We start from the raw sequence: 21359 nt of genomic DNA, 5'->3' as shown, positions 1-21359 counted from the left end.
GGGGGTGGCGGATGCCGCGAGGTTAGCGCCGTTCGGGACGGCCGATCTGGCTCTCGTCGCACGGTTGTTTGCTCTCGGCGCCGACCGACCGTTCCTGCTGCGCGATCCTGCGCCACTCTCTCGGAGACAAGCCGAACATGTCGCGGAAACGGCGACTGAAATGCGCGTTGTTGACGAAACCCCAACGACGCGCCACCGCCGCGACGGGCGATTCGGCGTCGCGAGCGAGTTCCTCGCGCGCGCCGATGAGCCGTTCGGCGATGATCCACTGCTCCAGACTGAATCCGGCCTCGGCGCAGAGCCGGAACAGGCGACGGGTGGAGATGTCGTGCACCCGGGCGATCCGCGCCGGGGTGAGTTCGGGATCGTTGAGATGTCTGCGCACATAGGCGCGCACCCGTGGCAGCAGCACTTCGGCCATCAGGCCGCGCGCGTAGTCCATGTCGTAGGCCGAAGCCAGCAGCGCCCTGGTGAGTTCGATACCGGTGTCGCCGAGCACCGCCGCGCTCGGATCGGCCGACAGGCGCTCGGCCTGTCGCGTGAGTTCGCCGATGTGGGCGGTGACCAGGGTGTGCAGCGGACTGGCCGCCAACCGCGTCGCCGCCTCGCGGACCACCTCGTACGGCAGGCCGACGGCTTCGATGGGCACGTGCAGGCAGGTCGATGCCCCGAATCCGGGCAGCCGATAGTCGTAGGGCGTGTTGAGATCGACCACGAACAGGTCGCCCGCGGGCAGTACCTGTTGCACGCCGAACTGTTCGTTGTATCCGACGCTGCTCAGTTGCACCGCGATGGCGAGCACCTCGGCCGGTCCCGCCTTCACCTGTCGCGACGAACGCAGCAGTCGATAGCCGGTCATATCGCTACGGAAGATGCTGGCCTCGCCGTAGGACCAGACCTCCATCACACAGTCGATCTTGTCCGGATCCTGCAACACCACCCGGGACGGCACCGACTGTTCCTGCATGGCCACCCGCGTCGCGTCCGCGCGCTCGTGCGGCGCGTAGTCCGCGGACCGGAACACCACTACCACCTCGCCACCTCCCGTGCAGCCGTCACCACTACCCTTCCTTCAAAACCGGTCAGTCGTTCAAGTTAGTGCGAAACCGGGGCCGGGGCAGCCCGTGTGCACTGTCGGCACACAACGGTGCACTCGCAACCAGATTCGTTCCCGAGCGGAGCGCCAGATGGATGCGGGCTCGCCGAGGTTCGGTTTGCCGGTCGTCACCGGCAGCGACCCAGCCGAGCAGCCCGAGGCCGCCCGGCCAGCGAAGACCGCGGAACTCCTCGAAAAAACAATGATGTTCGCATGTAATATCCGGCAGAACAATCGGTCGCCCGACCGACTACACCGCAGGTGGGATGAATGCCTAGGGTGGGTGGATGAGACAGTCACATGTGCTCTACCGCCGGTCCGCGCCGTCGGCGCCGGCCGGGGACCACCGGTGACACCGCGACCCATGTCCGTCCGAGTAGCCGAAGTGCGCTTTCCCGAACTCGTCCTCGCCATTCACGACGCGCGCGACTCCCATCGGAAATGGCTGTACCGCAATATCATCGACATCTCGGCCGTGCGCATCGACGACGCCGACCCGCAGGTGCTCCATCGCGCGCACGATCTCGCGAACCCGCCCGTGACCGCGGTGACGGTGACCAGGGGCGACACCGCCGTCGACATCACCTTCCATCTCGACGACGGCGACGCGCTCGCCCTCTTCCACCCCTCGGCCATGCTCGGATTCGCCGCCGATCCGGACGAGGTGACCGCATGGATCGGTCATCTCGCCACGGTGACCGCCGAAACCCTCGCCGCGACCGGCATCCCGGCCGTCCTCGATATTCCGCGCTGACCCGCGCCCGGCGCGCGAACGCCCGCCCGTTCCGGACGAGCGCTCACGTGTCGCCCACCGGATGGCGCTGCCGCAACGCGCGGGTCAGGCGGTGCGCTTCCAGCAACAGCAAATCACCGAGGTGGGAGCGGCGGTCGACGCCGAAACGGCTCTCGACCCCGGTGACACTGAGCGCCCACGCCGGCTCGTCGCGGTCGTCGAACACCGCGGCGCCCATGCCCCAGCTGCCCTCGACCAGCAGTCCCGGGTTCAGCGAGTAGCCGGTCTCCCTGGTGCGCACCAGCCGCTCGGTCACCGCGTCCCGGGCATGGCGCTCGCCCCACTCCCGGGTGAGATCGACCCGGTCGAGGTAGTCCGCGACATCGTGCGGCGCCAGATGCGCGAGGATGACCAGCCCTGCCGACGCCACACCCAGCGGCAGTCGGATACCGATGTGCAGGACGTGCGAACGCAACGGGAAACTTCCCTCTTCGGCTGCCACACAGACGGTTTCGTCGCCGCGACGTACCGAAAGAAAGGTGCTCTCCCCCGTCGTGCGGGCCAGATCCCGCAATACCGGCCGCGCGATGTCGACGATGTCGTAGCGGCTCGCGGCCAGCGAGCCGAGCAGATACAGCTCCGGGCCGATCGACCACCTGCCGGATCGGTGGTCGCGGTCGGCGAGCCCTTCGTCGGCCAGGGTCGTCAGCAGGCGGTGTACCGTCGGACGGGCCAGTCCGGTGGCGCTCGCCAGTTCCGAGGTCGTCGCGCCCGTGGGCTCCGCGGCGGCCAGCGCGCGCAACAGCGCGGTGGCCCGCCGGATCACCTGCGGCTTCTGCTGATCGTCCACCGCGTCAGCATACGTCCACTCAGTGAACGCTGGAACCGGAGCCGTCCACGTCGCGAACAATGTGCTCCTATCTCCACCGTTCCGCTTGAAATGCGGTCAAGCTGGCGGTTGAGTATCGACAGATCCCGATCGGGATGACCACTGAATGGACGCATCGAAGCGACCGGAAGGAACGACATGGGCGCCACGGTCTTCACGACCCCCGCCGCTGCCGTAGCGGATATCGGCAACGACACATCTATCGCAGTCGGCGGCTTCGGACTGTGCGGTATCCCGGACGAATTGATCCGAGCGCTCGCCGAATCCGGCGTGAACAATCTGGAGATATTCTCCAACAACTGCGGCGTCGACGAGCACGGTCTCGGCATTCTGCTCTCCGCCGGACGCATTCGGCGCGTGGTCGCCTCCTATGTCGGCGAGAACAAGGAATTCGCGCGCCAGTACCTCAGCGGCGAACTCGAAGTGGAACTCACCCCGCAGGGCACCCTGGCCGAACGGCTGCGCGCGGGCGGCGCCGGTATTCCGGCCTTCTACACCCCGGCCGGCGTCGGCACCCCGGTCGCCGACGGTGGCCTGCCATGGCGCTATGCCGCCGACGGCACCATCGCGGTGGCGTCCCCACCCAAGGAGACGCGCACCTTCGGCGGAAACAGCTACGTCCTGGAAACGGGTATCACCGCCGACTACGCCCTCGTGCACGCCGCCGTCGGCGATACCGCGGGCAATCTGGTCTTCGAGAAATCCGCGCTCAACTTCAATCCGCTGGCCGCCATGGCGGGCCGCGTCACCATCGCCCAGGTCGAGAATCTGGTGCCCGCGGGCACCCTCGATCCGGCGCAGGTCCATCTGCCCGGCGTGTTCGTGCAGCGCATCGTGCACACCGGAACGCAGAACAAGCAGATCGAGAAGCGCACCGTCACCGTCGAGGAGGGTTCGAACCGATGACCACACGCACAGGATGGACCCGCGACCAGATGGCCGCGCGCGCCGCCGCCGAACTCACCGACGGCGAGTACGTGAACCTCGGAATCGGTTTGCCGACACTGATTCCCGGCTTCCTGAGCCCCGATGTCAAGGTCACCCTGCATTCGGAGAACGGCATCCTCGGCACCGGGCCGTACCCGACACCCGACGCCGTCGACGCGGATCTGATCAACGCGGGCAAGGAGACGGTCACCGTCCTGCCCGGCGCCGCGTTCTTCGATTCCGCGCTGTCGTTCGGCATGATCCGCGGCGGTCACATCAACACCGCCGTCCTCGGCGGCATGCAGGTGTCACGCCACGGTGACCTCGCCAACTGGATGGTGCCCGGCAAGATGGTCAAGGGCATGGGCGGCGCCATGGACCTGGTCCACGGCGCGGGACGGGTCATCGTGCTGATGGAGCACACCGACCGCGACGGCAACCCCAAGATCGTCGAAGCGTGCACCCTGCCGCTGACGGGCCGTCGCGTCGTCGACCGGATCATCACCGATCTGGCCGTCATCGACATCCCCGGCGACGGCACCCTGGTCCTGCGCGAACTCGCGCCGGGCGTCACCACCGAACAGGTCGTGGCCGCCACCGGCGCGCCGCTGATCGTCGACAGTGTCGTGAGCTGATCGGCGACACCGCCGTTCACCGCCGCCCGGCCCGACACGTTCGGGCCGGGCGGCGGCGTCTCCGAGTGGCGGCCGAGCCGTGGACATTGCGAGTCGGCGACCAGCGACGTCCGACCCGGACGGAGACATGCGACTCCGCGGCGGCCTTCGGGCCGGGCGGCGCCTTCGGGCCGGGCGGCGCCTTCGGGCCGGGCGGCGCCTTCGGGCCGGGCGGCGGCCTTCGGCTCGAGCCGTCGCGATACCTGGGCATCGCGACAGAGCCGACGCATACTGTCGGGTATGTCGGAGTATGACGAATTCGGACTGTTCGCCGAGAACGCCGAGGAGGCGGGGCTGCCGTGGTCGGGCGCGCCGCGGGTGCGCAGGGTTTCCGCCGAGATCGGCAACGGTGCGAATATCAGCGCGCTGCGCTGGGGTGAGGTCGATCCGGAACTCGTCCTGCTGCACGGCGGCGCGCAGAACGCCCACACCTGGGACACGGTGGCGCTGGCGCTGAACCGGCCACTCGTCGCGATCGATCTGCCCGGCCACGGCCATTCCGACTGGTGGCCCGACCACGGGTACACGCCCGACCGTCTGGCCGCGGCCGTCGCGACCGCCGTGGACGCGCTCGCACCCGGCGCGCAGGCGATCGTGGGCATGTCGCTGGGTGGTCTGACCGCGCTGCGCCTGGCCGCTCGCCGCCCGGACCTGGTCCGGCGCCTGGTCCTGGTCGACGTCACCCCCGGCACCGGCGACCATCCCGGGAAGACGGCGGCCATCACCGCCTTCGTGCACGGCCCCGCCGATTTCGCGTCCTTCGACGAGATCCTCGAACGCACCGTCACGCACAATCCCGGCCGGTCGGTCCGGTCACTGCGTCGCGGCATCCTCCACAACGCGCGCGAACAGGACAACGGTCGCTGGATCTGGCGCTACGACCGGATACGTCCCACCGCGGACGGCACACTCGACTTCGGCCCGCTGTGGGAGGACGTCTCCGCGCTCGCCACCGCGCCCATGCTCGTCCGCGGTGCGCGTTCACCGGTCGTCGACGACGCAGACACCGCCGAATTCCTGCGCCGCCAGCCCGAGGCGCGGATCGAGATCGTCACCGACGCCGGACATTCCGTCCAGGGCGACCGGCCGATCGAACTCGCCGCTCTCATCCAGGACTTCACCATCGACCGGACCTCGGCGCGCTGAACGAGGCGCGTCTGTGCGGAGGTCGGCCTCCGACAGTCGGGCGTGCCGCCCAGCACACGCCTAACCAGGGCTCGAGCCCTTCCGGGCGGCCGACCGAACGTCGAGCGTGCCGACGCGAGCACGCGACCGACTCGACGCCTTCCGGGCGGCCGACTGAACAACGCACGCCCGGTTCCGCGCACGCGCTATCCCTCCCTCCCAGTGGCGAGACTCGAACTCGTCCGAGAGCCGAGCGGATACGTGCGCGGACCAGTTGCGGCCCCGAATCAGCGGGAAGGGCACACCCGGTTCCACCGCATGCCTGGTTCCTCCCCAGCGGTGCGGGCCTCGGACTCCGCCGTAGACAGCGGTCGATCAGGTACGTGCGCGCACCAGATGCGGCCCCGAATCAGCGGGACTCGCAGTCGTTCCGATCCCATACACGGCCAGCAACTGCGCCGCGGACCGGTCCTCGACTCGCGCGAATCCGGAGTCCACCAGGTCGGCGCGGATCCGGTCCGCGGTGAAGTAGCTGAGCCACGGTTCTCCCACCGCGGCAACGCGATCCGCGCGCTCGCGCTGCGCCGTCCCGTATTCGGGGGTCGCGGTGGCGGCGGGGTACAGGTAGTCGAACACCACCTCGGTGGCGCCGCCCTGGTCGGCGATATAGCGCAGCGTGTCGTGGATCGACGGGAGAGTGAGGTACATCGTGACGCCGAGCCAGACGAACACGGCCGGGCGGGCGCGGTCGAATCCCGCCGACGCGAGCCCGGACGCCAGCGTCGATTGTTCGAAATCGACCGGGGCGAAGGTCAGCGCCGGGGGAATCGCGATGCCGGTCTCGGCCAGGCGCCGCCGCTTCCATGCCTGGGTGTCCGGGTGGTCGACCTCGAAGAAGCGCACGTCGGGGTGCGGATCGCGGTAGGCGGACGTATCGAGTCCGGCGCCGAGGATCACCACCTGATCGGTCCCGGCGGCGACGGCCTCGGCGACCACATCGTCGGCGAAACGACTGCGCGCCGCGATGAACAATCGACGGCGACGAGCCAGATCCCGATCGAGACCGTCGTCGAATTCGTTCGAGCGCACCGCGGATTCACCGATGATCCGCACCGCAAGCGGGTCGGTGAAAACCCTCGGCTCGTCCGCGACCTGGTGGTACGCCCGTGCGTGCGCCACGGCCATCGCGGTTCGACTCGGCTGCCCGACCTGCATACGCGCCACCCTACCGACGCGGCCGGGCAAGACCGATCGGGGTGTTCGACGCGAGCGGAAACCGCACGGACGAGACCCGTGCACCGCGCATCCCTGTTTCGAGAAAGAAGGCGGCACAGGCGATCCCGATCAGCGCGGCAATTCCGGCAGGTCGACCCCCAACGCGGTCGCGAGTTCGATCACCCTGCGCGGCGTGGTCCACTGGCGGGAGGCCGGGCGTCTGTCGGCCCCGTCGACAAAGTGGTCTCGCCGACGACGGTTCCCTCAGATCGCGCCCAAGTCGGCGGAGAGCCAATGGTCCGGGCGCATGAAGACCGCGACCTGTTCGCCGTGGGATTGCGCGAATTCCAGGTAGGGGTCGACCTTTTCGGCGGGGAGGTAGCGGGCGGCCATCTCGCGCAGCATGCCGTCCTTCATGGGTTCGGTGCGGGTGATCGGGCCTTCGGCGGTCACGTAGCGGACGGTCGGCGTCACGACCTGCGCCATGATGCTGAAACGCCCGGCCGCCTCCAGCAGCCGGATCTTCGTCGAATGTGTCCCGGTCAGTACCCAGAGTTCGGAGCCGGGTGAGTACTGGTACCAGATCGGCACATTGAGCGGGGCGCGGTCCGGACTCGCGGCGACCGCGAGCGCGCCGATATGGGGTTGGGCGAGGAACTCCTGTCGTTCTTGCGAAGTCAGTGCCATGACTCCACTTTACGTTCACGGGGTGACCGAATGCTGGCACCGCGGGCGGAAGGGTGATTCGATCGAGCCATGACAGATATCAGCGAGCTACCGCAGGTCGTGTCGGCCGAACGCGAGATCGCGGCCGACGCGGAGCGGATCTTCGAGTTGATCGCCGATCCCGCCCAGCAGCCACGATGGGACGGTAACGACAACCTGAACGAGGCATCGGCGGGACAGCGAGTGCGCGGTGCGGGCGAGGTCTTCGTCATGGCGCTGACCAACGGCGCGGTGCGCCACAACCGGGTGGTGGAGTTCGAGGAAGGGCGACGTATCGCCTGGCTGCCTTCCGAGCCGGACCAGGAACCGCCCGGCCATCTCTGGCGCTGGGAACTCGAACCCGCCGGGGACGGCCTCACCCGGGTCACCCACACCTACGACTGGTCGCGGCTGACCGATCCGAAACGTCTGGTGCGCGCGAAGGCGACCACGGCGGAGAAACTGCTCGCCTCGATCGAGAATCTCGCCGCGCTGGCCGAGGGAGCCGAGAACGCCCGATAGGTAGAGCAACCGCGAATCACCGCTAGCTTCCCGTCACGGCTCGACCCGGATTTCACGGAAAGACCTGTTCGCCGACCCTGACTCCAGCGAACGGAAATCTGGCAAGAGAAGTTGCCACAAGAATGGTATGTAACTTCTTTCGGTGTGTTACACATGTCTCCAACGGCAAGGAGGCGGTTGTGACACGTCCGTATCGGCTCGTCATCTGGGGGCCGGGAGACATGGGTGGGCGCGCGCTCCTGACCGCGCTGCGATCCCCCGAATTCGATGTGGTCGGCGTCAAGGTCTTCAGTCCGCACAAGGACGGCAGGGATATCGGCGAACTCGTCGGCCTCGCACCGGTCGGCGTCGCGGCGACGACATCCAAGGAGGCGATTCTCGCCCTCGACGCCGACTGCGTCGTCCACACGCCGACCACGCCGTCGCTGCTGCGCGGCGCGGACGCCGACGTGGTGGATCTGCTCGAATCGGGGAAGAACGTGGTCTCGGCCGCCTCGTATCACAACCCGTCGATGACGAACTGGCTGTCGGCCTCGCGCACACCGCTGTCGGTGCTGCGCACGGTCGCGGATATGAAGGTCACCGGTGACGCGTTCGGGCCGAGCCTGCGCCCCGCGCTGACGGCGCTGAAATGGGGTGTGCGCGCGCTGGACTCCGCCCCCGCCCGGCCATTCCGCCCCGCCGTCGAGCGACTCGCGGGTCCGGTCGTCGATCGCGCGCTTCCCCGACGCCCCTTGGGAAGCCGACTCCAGGCAGCCTGCGAGAAGGGCGGCGTCTCGTTGCACGGCACCGGCCTGCACCCGGGCCTGATGGTCGAACAGGTACTGCTGCGACTGGCCGGGGTGCTCGACGAGGTCACCGAGGTGCGCTTCCTCGAGGTCGGCGATCTGTCCGCCGCGCCCGACGGCATGTGGGGCGGTCTGGAGAGTCTGGGATTCGGGACGCCGCTGGGCTCCGTCGACTCCGATCACGCGATCGGTCTGATGCAGCACTTCTATTTCAACGATGTGCTCGGCAATGTCGGCCACGCCCTGTTCGGCATCGGGTCCGACGCGGTGCGCGTGGAACGCCACATCTATCCCGTTCCCGCGCGGGCCAGGGTGCGCGCGGGCGGCACGGTGATCGAACCCGGCACCGTCGGCGCCATCCATATGACCTATCGCGGCTACATCGGCGACCGCCTCTTCATGACCAACGAGGAATGCTGGCACGTCGGCTCCGGCAACGCCCATCTCGGACCCGACCATCCGCGCAGTCTGTCCGGCGGACATGTGATCACCCTGGACGGCAGTCCGTGCCGGGTCGAGATGCGCAACGAGATGGACGATGAGGCCTACAGCGCGGACTGGTCGGCGGTCACCGATATCTCGGTGCGGGCCATGCTCGCCGCGGTGCCCGAATTGTGCGCCGCGCCACCGGGAGTCGCGATGCCGGATCTGACCCCGCGCTACCGACTGGAGAACGCATGAGCACCGTCGCGGTCGCCGTATTCGGCACGGGACCGGTAGCCGATCGACTCGTCGCCGGAGTCGACCGCCGTCCCGACCTGCGCTCGACCGGCCGGACGACGTCCGCGCCGGCCGTACCCGAGGGCACCGCGTGCGTCCTGTACGTGCCGACCCTCGCCGAGATCGCCACCGACGCACCGAAAGACGTGGTGCCGCGCCTGCTGCGCGACGGCTACGACGTGGTGTCGGCGCTGCCGCCCGGCGCGGACCTGCCGGTCACCGACCTCCGCGAGGCGTGCCGGGCCGGTGACTCGACCTTCCACGCGACAGGCGGTTTCCAGACCGCGATCGCGACCAGGATCCTGCGCTCGCTCTCGGAGGTGACCACCGACATCCGCCGGATCGAACTCGAGGAAGAACTCGAACTCCCCGCCGCCGGGGTGTATCCGTGGAACACCCTGGGCGATATCGGTATCGGCGGCACGGAGGTCGCGGCACGGTCGGCCGTCGCGGCGGTCGCCGACTACTACGAAGCGGGATTGCACGCGCTGGAGGACGCGGTCTTCGCGGGCGCGAGCGACCCGGAGGCGCGCCCGGTGGTGACGGTCGAGGTGCGCGTCGACGACGCGGGCACCGTCGAGAAGGTGACCGTCGACCGCGCTCTCGGCCCGCGCATCGGCTACCGCTCGACCTGGAGCGCGCGCACCACCGACGATCCGCCACTGCGCTATCGCCTGGTCACCAGCACCGATACCGCGAAGGGTGCGACGACGCTGCGGTTCGACGCCGGGCAGGGGGTTCATCCCGCCGACCACCTGACCTGCGTCGGCCTGCTCGACGCGGTGCGCCCGATCCACGACAGCGGTCAGGGGATCGCGCACCGCGATCTGTCGATCACCTACCTGATGCCCGACGAGCGTCTGATCACCCGCCCGCGGTAGCGGTCGCCGTCGGGTTCGGCGCGCCCGCGAGGAAGGCCACGATCTCGGCCGCGGTCTCGGCCGGACGTTCGACGTGCGGCAGGTGCCCGGTGTCGGGCAGGTCGACGCGACGCAGTCCCGGCACCATCGCGGTGACGATCTCGGCGATGAGGCGCAGATCCTCCACGTCGCGCTGGCCGGTGATCAGCAGCACCGGCATCCCCAGTTCGCCGAGACTTTCGACGTGGGGCCGTTCGGGCGGCGCCTCCCTGTCCGCGTCGAGCCACACCCGGCAGGTGTCCGCGGCGATGCTCGCCCACAACCGCGCGGCGAGTTCGGGATCGCGGCGGGCGGGTTCGAACAGCGGGTGCCGGAACCAGAGTCTCCTTGCCGTGTCGAGGTCTCCGCCGACCGCGGTGCGCGTCAATTCCCGCCAGCGGGCCCGCCACGACTCCGACCAGTCCCAGCCCGCCAGGTTCGGGCTGATCAAGACCAGCCGGTCGACCCGATCCGAATGGGACAGCGCGAAATCTACGGCGATCCGGCCGCCCATCGAGACGCCGGCGACGGAGACCCGTTCGAGTCCAAGGCCGTCGAGTAGCGCCGCCAGATCGTCGGCGTGCCGGAACGTCTCGACGGTGTGATCCGGCGACTCGCCGCAGCCACGCAGGTCGTAGCGGACGCAGCGGTGACGCGCGGTGAGCGTCGGCCACAGATCGTCCCAGGTCGCACGGTCGCCGCCCGCGCCGGGCACGAGGACCAGCGGGCTGCCCGCACCCGCCACCTCCGCCGACAACGCGACCTCCGCGGCCACGGTGATCCGATGTGTCGCCTGTCCACCCTCGCCTACGGACCCGTCAACGCGCATGCGCCAACTATCCCCGAGAGGGTGCGCGTCCGGATATCACGCCCGGATATCGCAACGGCGACAAGCCAGGGCAAGCGCCGCGTCGACCGGTGTGGCCGACACCCGGCGCGAAAACCCGCCGCCCACGGGAAGCGGGCGGCGGGATGGTCACACCGCCGGCTCGGGTGCCGCGGGCTCGGGCAGCGGTGCCACGGAACCCTCCACCGCACCGACCACGGCGCCGACCGCCGCACCGACCGCCGCCGCGGGCACCGCGATCACGGCGTAGCCGATCGCCGCGCAGACGACCGGCATGACGACGAGACCGGCGGGCAGGAACGGAAAGCCGACGATGAGGCCGGTGGCGGCGCCGATCAGCGCGCTGGTCGCGGCGAGCGGGCTGGCGAGGGTGGATCCGACGGACGCGCCGATCACCGACGCGCCGATGACATCCTCGGCGATCCGGTCCGAGCGAGCGTGATCGACACCGGCCGAATCGAGCGCGTCCGACAGCGAGGATTCCACGCCCTCGGAACCGTCGTTGATCTGCTGCGCCTGTTCGGGGGTGATGAAATCGGGCCTGCCGACCTCGATATCACCGATACGGATGGTGTTGACCGGGGCCTGCGGCGGCGCGGCCTGCTCGGGGGCGGGATCATCGATCGGCGTGGCCCGGACCGGTTCCGACGCCACGACCGACGGTTCGCCGTACGGCGTGGCGAATACGGGAGCGGCGGCGACGGCGACGGCCACCGGCAACGCACCGGCCACCAGGAATACGGCGGTGCGGCGGGAGGGCCGACGATGCGAGACAGGCTTCGATATGACCATGAGATCTCTTTTCCGGGAGGCGGAAGGCTCTTCTTCTGATTCGGACCGGATGACCGGACGGATTGAATCGCCGAGTAAGAAATTCGGTGACCCGCTATTCACCGTGGCCATTGCCCCGAATATCCGCGGAAACGCCACGACACGCGTTCCCGAAATGAAATGCGAGGTGCCGCCGCCTTTCGACCGAACGGTGCGCGACACCGGAAATCCGCCCCGCCCGGCGCGCGCGATGTCGCGATACGAACCTCCCGCACCGTATCCGGCAGCTCTCCCGCCGTCGACTTACCCGTGAATATCACTGGGCTGGTGCGCAATTCGACGACCCCGCGACACCGCAACACAGCTTAGGGCTGCCTTGCCTAACTGACCGCCGCTCGGTTATGGTCGACACCGTTCATGGTTGCGAGTCGGTCGGGCGCCCGTGTGCCCCACCGGGTTCCCGCGCAGCGTCGCGGAACCGTGCGAAGTCACAGGTAGCGCACACGCAAGGGGAATCAGCATGCAGGTCACCGCAGACAGTGGGTCACGTTCGCTCGAAACCCGCATGTTGAGCACGAATTCGCGGGCTTTCCTGCACCAACTCGGTACGACGCTCGCCGCGGCGTACGGCAGTCTGTCCAATCCTCGCTGTCGGCAAGCGATCTCGGTACTGGCCGACAGTATCGACGGCGAGTTGCGCGAGAAGATCGCTCCCCCGGCGACGGACGGCGGCGTCTGCCTGATCCGCGGAATCCTGATCGACGAGCGTTCGATCGGCCGGACCCCGCCGATCTGGGCGGCGATCGACGACACCACAAGTCTGCCCGTCGACCTACAGATGTTGTTGCTGGCGTGCATGATCGGACGTCCGTTCGGGTGGCGCGGCCAACAGGAGGGGCGTCTGGTCAACAATGTCATGCCCGCGCGCGGACACGAGACGGTCCAGACCGGAGCGAGCAGTTCGATCCTGTTGAGCCCGCATACCGAGGATTCCTTCCACCCGCACCGATCCCACGTATTCCTGCTCGGATGCGTCCGCAACAGGGACGCGGTCGCCACCACCGTCGCCTCGATCCGAGATGTCCGACTGTCCGCGACCGACCGCGAAATACTCTCGCGCCCTACCGTTCCGATCCTGCCCGACCTCACCTACGGGGATCCGGCGCGATGGGGGTCGGCGGAGGCGGTGCCGACTCTGTGGGAACGCGCGGACGGTCTATGCCTGCGCTACGACCCGGATTACACGCCGTTGGCCGAGGCCGACGCCGAATTCCGTGCCGCCTACCGGCGACTCGGCAGCGAACTCGAACGGGTCACCCGCCGCGTCGTGCTCGAACCCGGTGATGTCGCGATCATCGACAACGACGTGGTGGTACACGGACGGGTTCCGTTCACCGCACGTTTCGACGGCACCGACCGCTGGCTCAAGAGAGTGAATATCGCGATCCCCCAACGAGCGCGCCCCCTCGCGGAATCGAACGAGAACGGCTACGGCCAGCAGGTCGACTATCTGACCCGGGAGCCGATTCCGGACCCGCGAGCGACGCCGCGCCGATGCGGCGAGGCCACCGCCGGGATGCCGGAACGACACGGCGCGACCGCGTCTCGGCATTAACCTGATCGAATCCGGTCCATCGAAGCGACGAAAGAGATCGATGTGCGTCTGAACAGCTATGACGAGTGGTCCCCGCTACGGGAAGTAATCGTGGGCTCGGGGTTGAACTACACCACCCACGAACGCGAACTCACCTTCGACATGTTCCTGCACGAGAACATCACGATCGACAACGATCTCTCTCGCAAGCCCTGGCTCTATCCGCCGTTCTCGCCGCCCGAGGGCAGCGACGCACGGTCGAGAATCACCATCGCGCAGCGGCACGTCGACGAATTGAACGAGGATATCGACGGTCTCGTCCGAACTCTGGAATCCCTGTCGATCACGGTGCGCCGCCCCTTGGATCTGGGACCGAACGTTCCCGAGGTGGGAACTCCGGCCTGGTCGGCGGCGATGATCCCCGCGCTGAACGTGCGCGACAACGTGATCATCATGGGTGACGAGATCGTCGAGACGCCGCCGATGATGCGCTCGCGCTATTTCGAGAACCAATTGCTCAAACCGGTTCTCATGGATTATTTCCAGCGGGGCGCGCGCTGGTCGGTGATGCCGCGTCCGCTGATGACCGACGGATCGTTCGATTTCTCCTATGTCGAGGGCGGCGGCTCCTTCGACGAACCCCTCACGCCCAGCGCGCTTCCCGACGACTCGCCCTACCGCGTCGGTTTCGAGATGATGATGGACGCCGCCCAGATCCTGCGTTTCGGCAAGGACGTGCTGGTCAACGTCTCGACGCAGAATCACCAGCTCGCCTACGAATGGCTGGATCGGCATCTGGGCGATCGATTCCGGTTGCACCGGATCTACCGATTGAGCGACGACCACATCGACAGCACGGTGCTGCCGCTGCGGCCCGGACTGCTGCTTGCCCGCTCACCGGAGATCGTGGACCGCCTGCCCGCGGCACTCCAGAAATGGGACCGTATCTACTACCCGGAGCCCACCGCCGACCAGTTCCCGCCCTACGACGACAACGACCTGGTTCTCACCAGCAAATACATCGACATGAACGTGCTCTCGATCGACGCCGAGACCGTCCTGGTCAATTCCGCGCACACCGAACTCGTCGGACTCCTGGAGTCGCGCGGCATGACGGTCGTCCCGGTCCAGCACCGCCATCGCCGCCTGTTCGGCGGCGGATTCCACTGCTTCACCGTCGACACCGTCCGCGACGGCGGACTCGAGGACTACCTGTCCTGATCCGACGACAATGGTCCGATGAATGCCGATACCGCGTACCACGGCGAGTTGGGCGAACAGTTCGCCGCCCTGGCCACCGACAACGTCCACAACGCCCACACCGATCGGCCCGCCATGTTGCGGCTCGCCGGTGACGTCGCCGGATCGCGAGTCCTCGACATCGGCTGCGGCGCGGGCCATTACGGCGCGGAGCTGCTGAAACGCGGCGTGGCGCGGTTCACCGGCGTCGACGGCAGCGAAACCCTGCTGGACGCGGCGAGACAGCGACTCGGTGACGACGCCATCCTGCACCGTCACGACTTGGAGCGGCCGCTGACCTTCCTCGCGGATCGATCCTTCGATCTGGCCGTGATGGCGCTCGTCTATCACCACGTGACCGCGCGCGCCCAGTTGCTCGCCGAGATCCGGCGCGTGCTGTGCCCCGGCGGACGCCTGCTCGTCTCCACCACGCACCCCACCGGCGACTGGATTCATTTCGGCGGCTCGTATTTCGCCGACGACCATGTCGAACTGCCACTGGCGAACAGCGCGATCCGATTTCAGCGGATGACCTTGGAGACGTTTCTCGGCGAACTCCTGCGCGCCGGATTCACGCTGGAGGAGTTGGCGGAGCCGCGAGCGACCGAGGAGGCGCGGCGGGTCGATCCGGAGCGATACGAGAAGTCCCGGCATCGCCCGCACTTCCTGGCCGTCGCGCTCGGTCGCCCCTGACCGTCGCGGGAATCCGCGCTGCGCGGACGCACCTCGGACCGGAGACCGCGACACTATTTTTCTCCGATCGGGAAAAATATGGGCGAAAACGCTCCGCGGACCGGATCACGAGGTGTAAGCAGGAGCGGTGCGGGCAGCCGTCGCTGCGGCACACGCGTCGTGTTCAGCGAGGAAGAGGTAGTGATGTCATCGACCAAGTACCGCGTCGTCCAGTGGACGACGGGGAATGTGGGGACCAGCTCGGTGCGGGCGCTCGCCGCGAATCCCGCGATCGAGCTGGTGGGCTGTTTCGCCTGGTCGCCCGATAAGATCGGGCGCGATATCGGCGAGCTGGCGGGTGGGCAACCGCTCGGCGTGACGGCCACCGACGACATCGACGCCCTGCTCGCGTCGAAACCCGATTGCGTGGTCTACAACCCCATGTGGTTCGACGTGGACCAAGCCGTTCGCATCCTCTCCTCGGGCGTGAACATGGTGACCACGGCGTCCTTCATCACCGGACACAACCTGGGCGAGGGCCGCGATCGGCTCGCCCAGGCGTGCGTGCGCGGCGGGTCGACACTCTTCGGCTCCGGCGTGAGTCCCGGCTTCGCCCAGCTGCTGGCCATCGTGGCGGCCAACGCCTGCGACCGCGTCGACAAGATCGTCATCGCCGAATCGGCCGACACCACCTTCTACGATTCACCCGCCACCGAGCGGCCGGTGGGGTTCGGCACCCCGATCGACGATCCCGATCTGCCGGGCATGGCCGCCGCCGGCACCGCCGTCTTCGCCGAAGCCGTTCGACTGGTGGCGGATTCACTCGGCGTTGTCCTCGACGAGATCGTGTGCGAGGCCGAGTACGCGCAGACCACCGAGGATCTGGTCATGGCGTCGTGGACCATCGACAAGGGCTGCGTCGCCGGGGTGCACGCGAGCTGGCAGGGCCGCGTCGGGGGCAGGACCATCGTCGACATCAATGTCCGCTGGCGCAAAGGCCAGACGCTGGACCCGGACTGGAAACTCGACGGTGACGGCTGGAAGATCACCGTCGAGGGACGCCCGACGGTGAACATGACCGTCGGATTCCTCCCACCGCCCGATTTCCAGGCCGAGACGATCGCCGATTTCATGGTCCTGGGCCACATCATGACCGCCATGCCGCCCATCCACGCGATCCCCGCGGTCGTGGCGGCCGCACCGGGGATCGTGACCTACAACGATCTGCCGCTCACACTGCCCCGCGACATCACCTCCCCGGCATGAGGTATCAGCGGCAGGCGAAGCGCATGTCGCCGAATCGAGGACTGATCGTCCTCGTCGCGGTCTCGACCCTGCTCCTCGCCGGATGCGCGGGACGGGGCGAGCAGAACGACGAAGGACCGTCGACCGCGACGGGGACCGGCGAATTCGGTGATCTCGGGACGGTGTGCGGTAGCGGCCAGCACACCAAGGCCTCCGCCCAGGGCGTCACGGCGGACAGCATCAAGATCGGCGTCTTCAGCGATCTCGGTTTCACCAAGAATCCCGAATTCATCGACGCCGCGAAGGTTTTCGCGGGGTGGTGCAACGATCACGGCGGGATCGGCGGGCGCACCATCGAACTCGCGATCCACGACACGAATCTCACCGAGGTCCGCCAGCGCATGATCGAAGCCTGCCGTGACGACTTCGCCCTGGTCGGCGGTGGAGCCGGACTCGACGCGCTCGGCGTGAAGGATCGACTGTCCTGCCTGCTGCCGAGTTTCCCCGCGCAGGTGGCCCAGGCGCGCAGTGTCGGCGCCGATCTCGAGATCAGCGCCTCGCCCACCGCGCTCCCGCACCACGACAGCTACACCGGATTCCGGCGCTGGCTGGTCACCGAGGCGTACCCGGAATCCCTCGGCAAGGTCGGCTTCATCAGCGCCGATTCGCCGGTCTCGAAAGTGCTCGGGGAGAAGGGCAAGGAGAGTTTCCGGGCGCAGGGGGCAACGATCGTCTACGACGACCTGTACCCGATCGCCGGTGTGTCGAACTGGGCTCCGTTCGCACAGGGGATCAAGGAGAAAGGCGTGCGCGGCCTGATCTTCAACGGCGAACCGCGTCAGCTCTCGAAACTCGAGGAAGCGCTCACGTCGATCGAATACCGACTCGACTGGATCGACGCGACCAACAACAACTACTCCCCCGCGTTCCTGAAAGAGGCGGCCAATTCGATCGGTTTCCAGAACAATGTCGCCGACCTCGGTGGTGTCGTGCCCTTCGAGAAGGCCGACAGCGTGCCCGCGATGAAGCAGGTCGAGAGCATGTTCGACAAGTACGCGCCCGGCACCGAGATCACCTTCCCGCAATTGCGGGCGATATCGGCCTGGCTGCTTTTCGCGAAATCCGCGGCGAGCTGCGGCGACGACCTCACCCGCCGGTGCGTCTACGACGCGGCTTCCTCGGAGCGGGCGTGGACGGCGGGCGGATTGCAGGCGCCGGTGAACCTGTCGAATCGTGACGCGCCGAGCGGCTGCTTCAATATCGAGCAGGCGACGGCCGACGGCTGGAAACCCGCCGATTTCCGGCCCGACACCGGCCTCTACCGCTGCGATGTCGCTCCCTACGAATACCAGGGCGACTACGGTGCGCCCATGACGCTGGCCGATGTCGGTAAATCCATGACCGACCTGCGGTAGCGGAAACTACCCGGACACCCGTTTGCGGATCAGCAGGCGATCGAGCCCGTCCAGGATGACGGTCATCTTGAAATCGAGTTGGTCGTCGTCGGCTTCCTGGTCGGCGATCACCTCCCGCAACACGGGCAGTTCGCGTTCGTCCACGGTCTCCAGCGCGCTGAGCACGCCGGGGACGTCGGGATGCACGCGGTGCTGTGCGAGCAGCACCGCGTGCATCCCCGACGAGAAACTCGTCTCCGTGATCAACGTGAGCGCGATGCGCGCGTCGTGGATATCGAAACCGGCGCCGACCAGCGCTTCGAGCACACGCTCGACCGGTGCGAGGGTGCCGAGCCCCCGCGCGCCGGACAGTCGGACCGAGGAGGCCAGGACACCGACCTGGACGACCGCGTCACGCAGTGCCACCGCGTACGAGCGCACGACCTCGCGCCACTCACGATCCACCGGCAGGGCGACACGGGCCAGTTCGGTCTCGAAGATGTCGAGCGCCACCAGCTCGCGCAGGCCCTCACGGTCACCGACGTGATAGTTGAGCGCTTTGGGATCGACGCCGAGTTCGTCCGCGACGGCCTGCATGGTCAGCGCCTCCGGCGCGACTTTCCTTGCCGCCGAGGCGATCCGCTCGAGGCTGAGCTGCCGTGGCCGACCGCGCCGACGCGGCCCGGCGTCGCCGTCCGCGGCATCGGATATCCCGCGTGCTTCACCGCTCACCCGTCCACCCTATGACCAGACATGTTCCCGGCGCGCACCGGACCGACAAGGAAGAACCGACAGGCATGAACAACCCAGCAAACCCGCAGGACCCGGGAAACACCGCGGCACTGCTGGAAATCGAGTCGATCAAGCAGCTGAAGGCTCGCTACTGCCGCTACCTCGACGCCAAGGATTGGCGGGCATGGCGCGCGATATTCGCCGACGATTTCGTCAGCGACACCTCCGCGGCGGGCGGCGCGGTCGTTGTCGGCGCCGACGAATTCGTGGAATTCACCCGCCGCAATATCGGCAAGCCCGCGCAGACCACCGTTCACCAAGTGCACGCTCCGGAAATCGAGCTGATATCGCCGACAACGGCCGGCGGCGTGTGGGCCCTGCACGACATCGTCGCGCTGCGCCCGGGGTTGACCCTGCACGGATACGGCCACTACGACGAGACCTACGAGAAGTCCGGCGGGCGATGGCGCGTCAAGTCCTCCACCTTGACCCGGCTCCGGGAGGATATCGCCACGCCCCTGTTCTCGATACGTGTCTCGGAGCGTATGCGAAACGTCGGAGCGAGATTCGCGCGGAAGTCGGCCGGACAACCTTCGGGAAAGGTCTGATATCCATGTCCGTCAACACAATTCTGGTGACCGGCGGTTTCGGCCAGGTGGGTAAACGCTGCTGTGAGATCCTGCTCGACCGGGGGCGCACGGTGATCGCGATGGATCTGCGCACCGATCGATCCGTCGCGACAGCCGAGGAACTGTCGGGCTCGGCACGGCCCGGCACGCTGGTTCCCGCCTTCGTCGACCTGCTCGATCCGGCCGCGGTGGCCGGACTCGTCGGCGAACACCGTCCCGACGCGATCGTGCATATGGCCGCGAGCCTCGCACCGGCGTCCTACCTGAACCCCGCGGCCGCACACCGGGTCAATGTCGAGGGCACCGGGAACGTGGTGGCGGCGGCGACCGCGTTGGACCGGGCGCCGCTGCTGATCCTGGCGTCGAGCGCGTCGGTCTACGGGTCGCGCAATCCCTACCGATATCCGGAACTCGTCACCGACGAGACACCCGTCGATCCCATCGACCATTACGGCCGGGACAAACTGCTGGCCGAGACGATCATCCGGGAAAGCGGCCTGCCGTACGCGGTGTTGCGATTGGGCGGGGTCATCTCCCCCGACGGGATGTCGAGTATGGACCGGACCCACCTGGTCCTGATCCGAGCGACGCCGAGGGACAACCGGATTCACGCCGTCGACGCCCGCGATGTCGCCCTGGCCTTCGCCAACGCGGTGGACCGCGCGGACAGTATCGACGGCAGGATCCTGCTCATCGCGGGCGACGAGTCCTACCGCAAACTCCAGCGCGAACTCGAGGACGACATGACCCAGTCACTCGGACTCGGCCGCCTCGGTCCGTCGGTGAGTCTGCCCGGCGATCCCGCCGACGATCGCGGATGGACGTTCACCGGCTGGTTCGACACCACCGAGTCCGAGGCACTGCTGGACTTCCAGCGGCACACCTGGTCCGAGACCCGGGAGTGGATCGCTCACTCGCAGGCACGCTCCCGCACGCTGCTGCTGCGGACATTCGGCCCGGTCCTACGGCCCGCCATCCGCCTGCTCATGGCCGTGCAGCGCCGCCGCGACGGACGCGGCGACTACGCCGACCCGTGGGCCCTGTTCGAGAAAACCTACGGGCCGGACGTTCTCGCGAACAAGGACTCCGAACGTCCCTGAACGGCGTCTCAGAACCCGAGCGCTCGGAAACCGAAGGCTCAGAACCCGAAAGCCGCGCCGTACCCCGTCGTCTGGGCGGTGGCGTTCCTCGCGTCGGCGCGCACGGTGACGAACGGCATGGCCGAGGCCGAGGAAATGCACCCGTTGACGCTCAGCGGCGTATTGCTGTGGGCGAAGGTGTAGGGGAATTCGACGTCCGAATCCAGTTCCGTCGCACCGATCACCGCCGCCGTGACGGTACCCGGCGCCAGGTTCACGGCAAGTTCACCGGCCAGGCCGGTTTCCATCTCGATGGACGGTTGAATGGCGAAACTCACGCCCGCGCCGATACCGACCGTCGGCGGCGCGTCGATCTCCAAACCGAGATCGACGCCGAAATCGACGCCGACCGAGGGGGCGATCCCGACGCCGACGGCCACACTCGGGGAGATACCTATCGAAATACCGTTGGAGATGTCCACCGCGCAGCCGATCAGATATCCGGCGACGATCTCGCCGCCGCGCAGTGCGGCGCCGTCGATCACGACCGAGAAGTCCCCGGAAACCTTGACCGAGTGGACGAACGGGACATTCATCGCAATATCACCGGCGGGGACCACGGAATTCGAGTCTACCGAGGCGACGATGCGCAGTCCGCCCGAGGCGACCTCCCCGGGTGCCGCGCCCGCCGTGGCGCCGATGATACCGGTGCAGGCGATGATCACGGTGCTGATGAGGACGAGAACATACGAAGGCTTGCGGTTCATGACGCTCCGGTCGAGTGATAGTCGAATGGGAACTTTCACCAACGGATTCGCACGGCGATCGCCGCGAATTCCCCGCGATGTGTACGAATCCGAATAA

At 67.7% G+C, this 21359-nt stretch carries 22 protein-coding genes; 14 read left to right on the top strand and 8 right to left on the bottom strand.

Annotated elements, in window-relative coordinates; translation table 11 throughout:
- Window positions 1-22: 22 nt before the first annotated feature.
- Window positions 23-1033: a helix-turn-helix domain-containing protein gene (locus DAT37_RS08070; protein WP_109524090.1), complete on the bottom strand. Its 1011-nt coding sequence runs from the start codon at window positions 1031-1033 to the stop codon at window positions 23-25.
- A 427-nt stretch (window positions 1034-1460) separates the two neighbouring features.
- On the opposite strand from DAT37_RS08070, the gene DAT37_RS08065 reads away from it, so the two are divergent.
- Complete coding sequence (locus DAT37_RS08065) at window positions 1461-1850, top strand: hypothetical protein (protein WP_157978356.1); 390 nt, start codon at window positions 1461-1463, stop codon at window positions 1848-1850.
- 43 nt (window positions 1851-1893) lie between these two features.
- Here DAT37_RS08065 and DAT37_RS08060 read toward each other — a convergent pair whose 3' ends face one another.
- Entirely contained in the window at window positions 1894-2679 is a 786-nt protein-coding gene (locus tag DAT37_RS08060) for an IclR family transcriptional regulator (RefSeq protein WP_198654149.1), read from the bottom strand.
- Between the two features lie 177 nt (window positions 2680-2856).
- Here DAT37_RS08060 and DAT37_RS08055 point away from each other — a divergent pair, with 177 nt between their 5' ends.
- From DAT37_RS08055 to DAT37_RS08045, 3 genes are all read left to right on the top strand, one after another.
- Window positions 2857-3624 (top strand): CoA transferase subunit A, encoded by a 768-nt coding sequence (locus tag DAT37_RS08055; RefSeq protein WP_109524088.1) that lies wholly within the window; start codon window positions 2857-2859, stop codon window positions 3622-3624.
- Entirely contained in the window at window positions 3621-4280 is a 660-nt protein-coding gene (locus DAT37_RS08050) for a CoA transferase subunit B (RefSeq protein WP_109524087.1), read from the top strand. The genes DAT37_RS08055 and DAT37_RS08050 overlap by 4 nt, the downstream gene beginning before the upstream one ends.
- Window positions 4281-4559: 279 nt before the next feature.
- Window positions 4560-5465: an alpha/beta fold hydrolase gene (locus DAT37_RS08045; RefSeq protein ID WP_109524086.1), complete on the top strand. Its 906-nt coding sequence runs from the start codon at window positions 4560-4562 to the stop codon at window positions 5463-5465.
- A gap of 354 nt (window positions 5466-5819) precedes the next feature.
- Here DAT37_RS08045 and DAT37_RS08040 read toward each other — a convergent pair whose 3' ends face one another.
- The gene (locus DAT37_RS08040; protein ID WP_109524085.1) at window positions 5820-6659 is read right to left on the bottom strand and encodes a class I SAM-dependent methyltransferase; all 840 of its coding nucleotides are present in this window, start codon (window positions 6657-6659) and stop codon (window positions 5820-5822) included.
- Between the two features lie 264 nt (window positions 6660-6923).
- On the bottom strand, window positions 6924-7346 hold the full coding sequence (locus tag DAT37_RS08035; protein ID WP_109524084.1) for a pyridoxamine 5'-phosphate oxidase family protein: 423 nt from the start codon (window positions 7344-7346) through the stop codon (window positions 6924-6926).
- A 69-nt stretch (window positions 7347-7415) separates the two neighbouring features.
- Between DAT37_RS08035 and DAT37_RS08030 the strand changes: the two genes are divergently transcribed.
- The 3 genes from DAT37_RS08030 (at window position 7416) to DAT37_RS08020 (ending at window position 10275) form a co-directional block, all read left to right on the top strand.
- On the top strand, window positions 7416-7886 hold the full coding sequence (locus DAT37_RS08030; protein WP_109524083.1) for an SRPBCC family protein: 471 nt from the start codon (window positions 7416-7418) through the stop codon (window positions 7884-7886).
- Window positions 7887-8065: 179 nt separating this feature from the next.
- Window positions 8066-9355, top strand: a complete 1290-nt coding sequence (locus tag DAT37_RS08025; protein ID WP_157978355.1) for a hypothetical protein — start codon at window positions 8066-8068, stop codon at window positions 9353-9355.
- Window positions 9352-10275, top strand: a complete 924-nt coding sequence (locus tag DAT37_RS08020) for a hypothetical protein (RefSeq protein WP_109524081.1) — start codon at window positions 9352-9354, stop codon at window positions 10273-10275. Before DAT37_RS08025 ends, DAT37_RS08020 begins: the two co-directional genes overlap by 4 nt.
- Here the strand turns inward: DAT37_RS08020 and DAT37_RS08015 are convergent.
- Complete coding sequence (locus tag DAT37_RS08015) at window positions 10259-11122, bottom strand: alpha/beta fold hydrolase (protein ID WP_109524080.1); 864 nt, start codon at window positions 11120-11122, stop codon at window positions 10259-10261. The two genes, DAT37_RS08020 and DAT37_RS08015, sit on opposite strands and share 17 nt — an antisense overlap.
- A 147-nt stretch (window positions 11123-11269) precedes the next feature.
- On the bottom strand, window positions 11270-11932 hold the full coding sequence (locus DAT37_RS08010; protein ID WP_157978354.1) for a hypothetical protein: 663 nt from the start codon (window positions 11930-11932) through the stop codon (window positions 11270-11272).
- A gap of 499 nt (window positions 11933-12431) precedes the next feature.
- On the opposite strand from DAT37_RS08010, the gene DAT37_RS08005 reads away from it, so the two are divergent.
- The 5 genes from DAT37_RS08005 (at window position 12432) to DAT37_RS07985 (ending at window position 18076) form a co-directional block, all read left to right on the top strand.
- The gene (locus tag DAT37_RS08005) at window positions 12432-13526 is read left to right on the top strand and encodes a TauD/TfdA family dioxygenase (protein WP_109524078.1); all 1095 of its coding nucleotides are present in this window, start codon (window positions 12432-12434) and stop codon (window positions 13524-13526) included.
- A gap of 42 nt (window positions 13527-13568) precedes the next feature.
- Window positions 13569-14726, top strand: coding sequence for a glycine amidinotransferase (locus DAT37_RS08000; protein ID WP_109524077.1), 1158 nt, complete (start codon window positions 13569-13571; stop codon window positions 14724-14726).
- An 18-nt stretch (window positions 14727-14744) separates the two neighbouring features.
- Window positions 14745-15437 carry a class I SAM-dependent methyltransferase gene (locus tag DAT37_RS07995; protein WP_109524076.1) on the top strand — a complete coding sequence of 231 codons (693 nt, stop codon included), beginning with the start codon at window positions 14745-14747 and terminating at the stop codon, window positions 15435-15437.
- A gap of 183 nt (window positions 15438-15620) precedes the next feature.
- Window positions 15621-16682, top strand: coding sequence for an NAD(P)H-dependent amine dehydrogenase family protein (locus DAT37_RS07990; RefSeq protein ID WP_109524459.1), 1062 nt, complete (start codon window positions 15621-15623; stop codon window positions 16680-16682).
- Between the two features lie 23 nt (window positions 16683-16705).
- A complete protein-coding gene (locus DAT37_RS07985) occupies window positions 16706-18076 on the top strand; it encodes an ABC transporter substrate-binding protein (protein WP_109524458.1) in 1371 nt (456 codons plus the stop codon).
- Between the two features lie 6 nt (window positions 18077-18082).
- Here the strand turns inward: DAT37_RS07985 and DAT37_RS07980 are convergent, their stop codons facing one another.
- Window positions 18083-18787: a TetR family transcriptional regulator gene (locus DAT37_RS07980; RefSeq protein ID WP_109524075.1), complete on the bottom strand. Its 705-nt coding sequence runs from the start codon at window positions 18785-18787 to the stop codon at window positions 18083-18085.
- Window positions 18788-18852: 65 nt separating this feature from the next.
- On the opposite strand from DAT37_RS07980, the gene DAT37_RS07975 reads away from it, so the two are divergent.
- Together DAT37_RS07975 and DAT37_RS07970 are read left to right on the top strand one after the other, a co-directional pair.
- Entirely contained in the window at window positions 18853-19395 is a 543-nt protein-coding gene (locus DAT37_RS07975) for a nuclear transport factor 2 family protein (protein WP_109524074.1), read from the top strand.
- 5 nt (window positions 19396-19400) lie between these two features.
- The gene (locus DAT37_RS07970; protein WP_109524073.1) at window positions 19401-20516 is read left to right on the top strand and encodes an NAD-dependent epimerase/dehydratase family protein; all 1116 of its coding nucleotides are present in this window, start codon (window positions 19401-19403) and stop codon (window positions 20514-20516) included.
- Between the two features lie 38 nt (window positions 20517-20554).
- On the opposite strand, the gene DAT37_RS07965 is transcribed toward DAT37_RS07970, so the two are convergent.
- Window positions 20555-21262 carry an MspA family porin gene (locus DAT37_RS07965; protein ID WP_109524072.1) on the bottom strand — a complete coding sequence of 236 codons (708 nt, stop codon included), beginning with the start codon at window positions 21260-21262 and terminating at the stop codon, window positions 20555-20557.
- Between the last annotated feature and the right edge of the window lie 97 nt (window positions 21263-21359).

The sequence above is a fragment of the Nocardia aurea genome (genome assembly GCF_003123685.1).
GTDB lineage: Bacteria > Actinomycetota > Actinomycetes > Mycobacteriales > Mycobacteriaceae > Nocardia > Nocardia aurea.
This window is presented reverse-complemented; position numbering and strand designations above follow the sequence as displayed.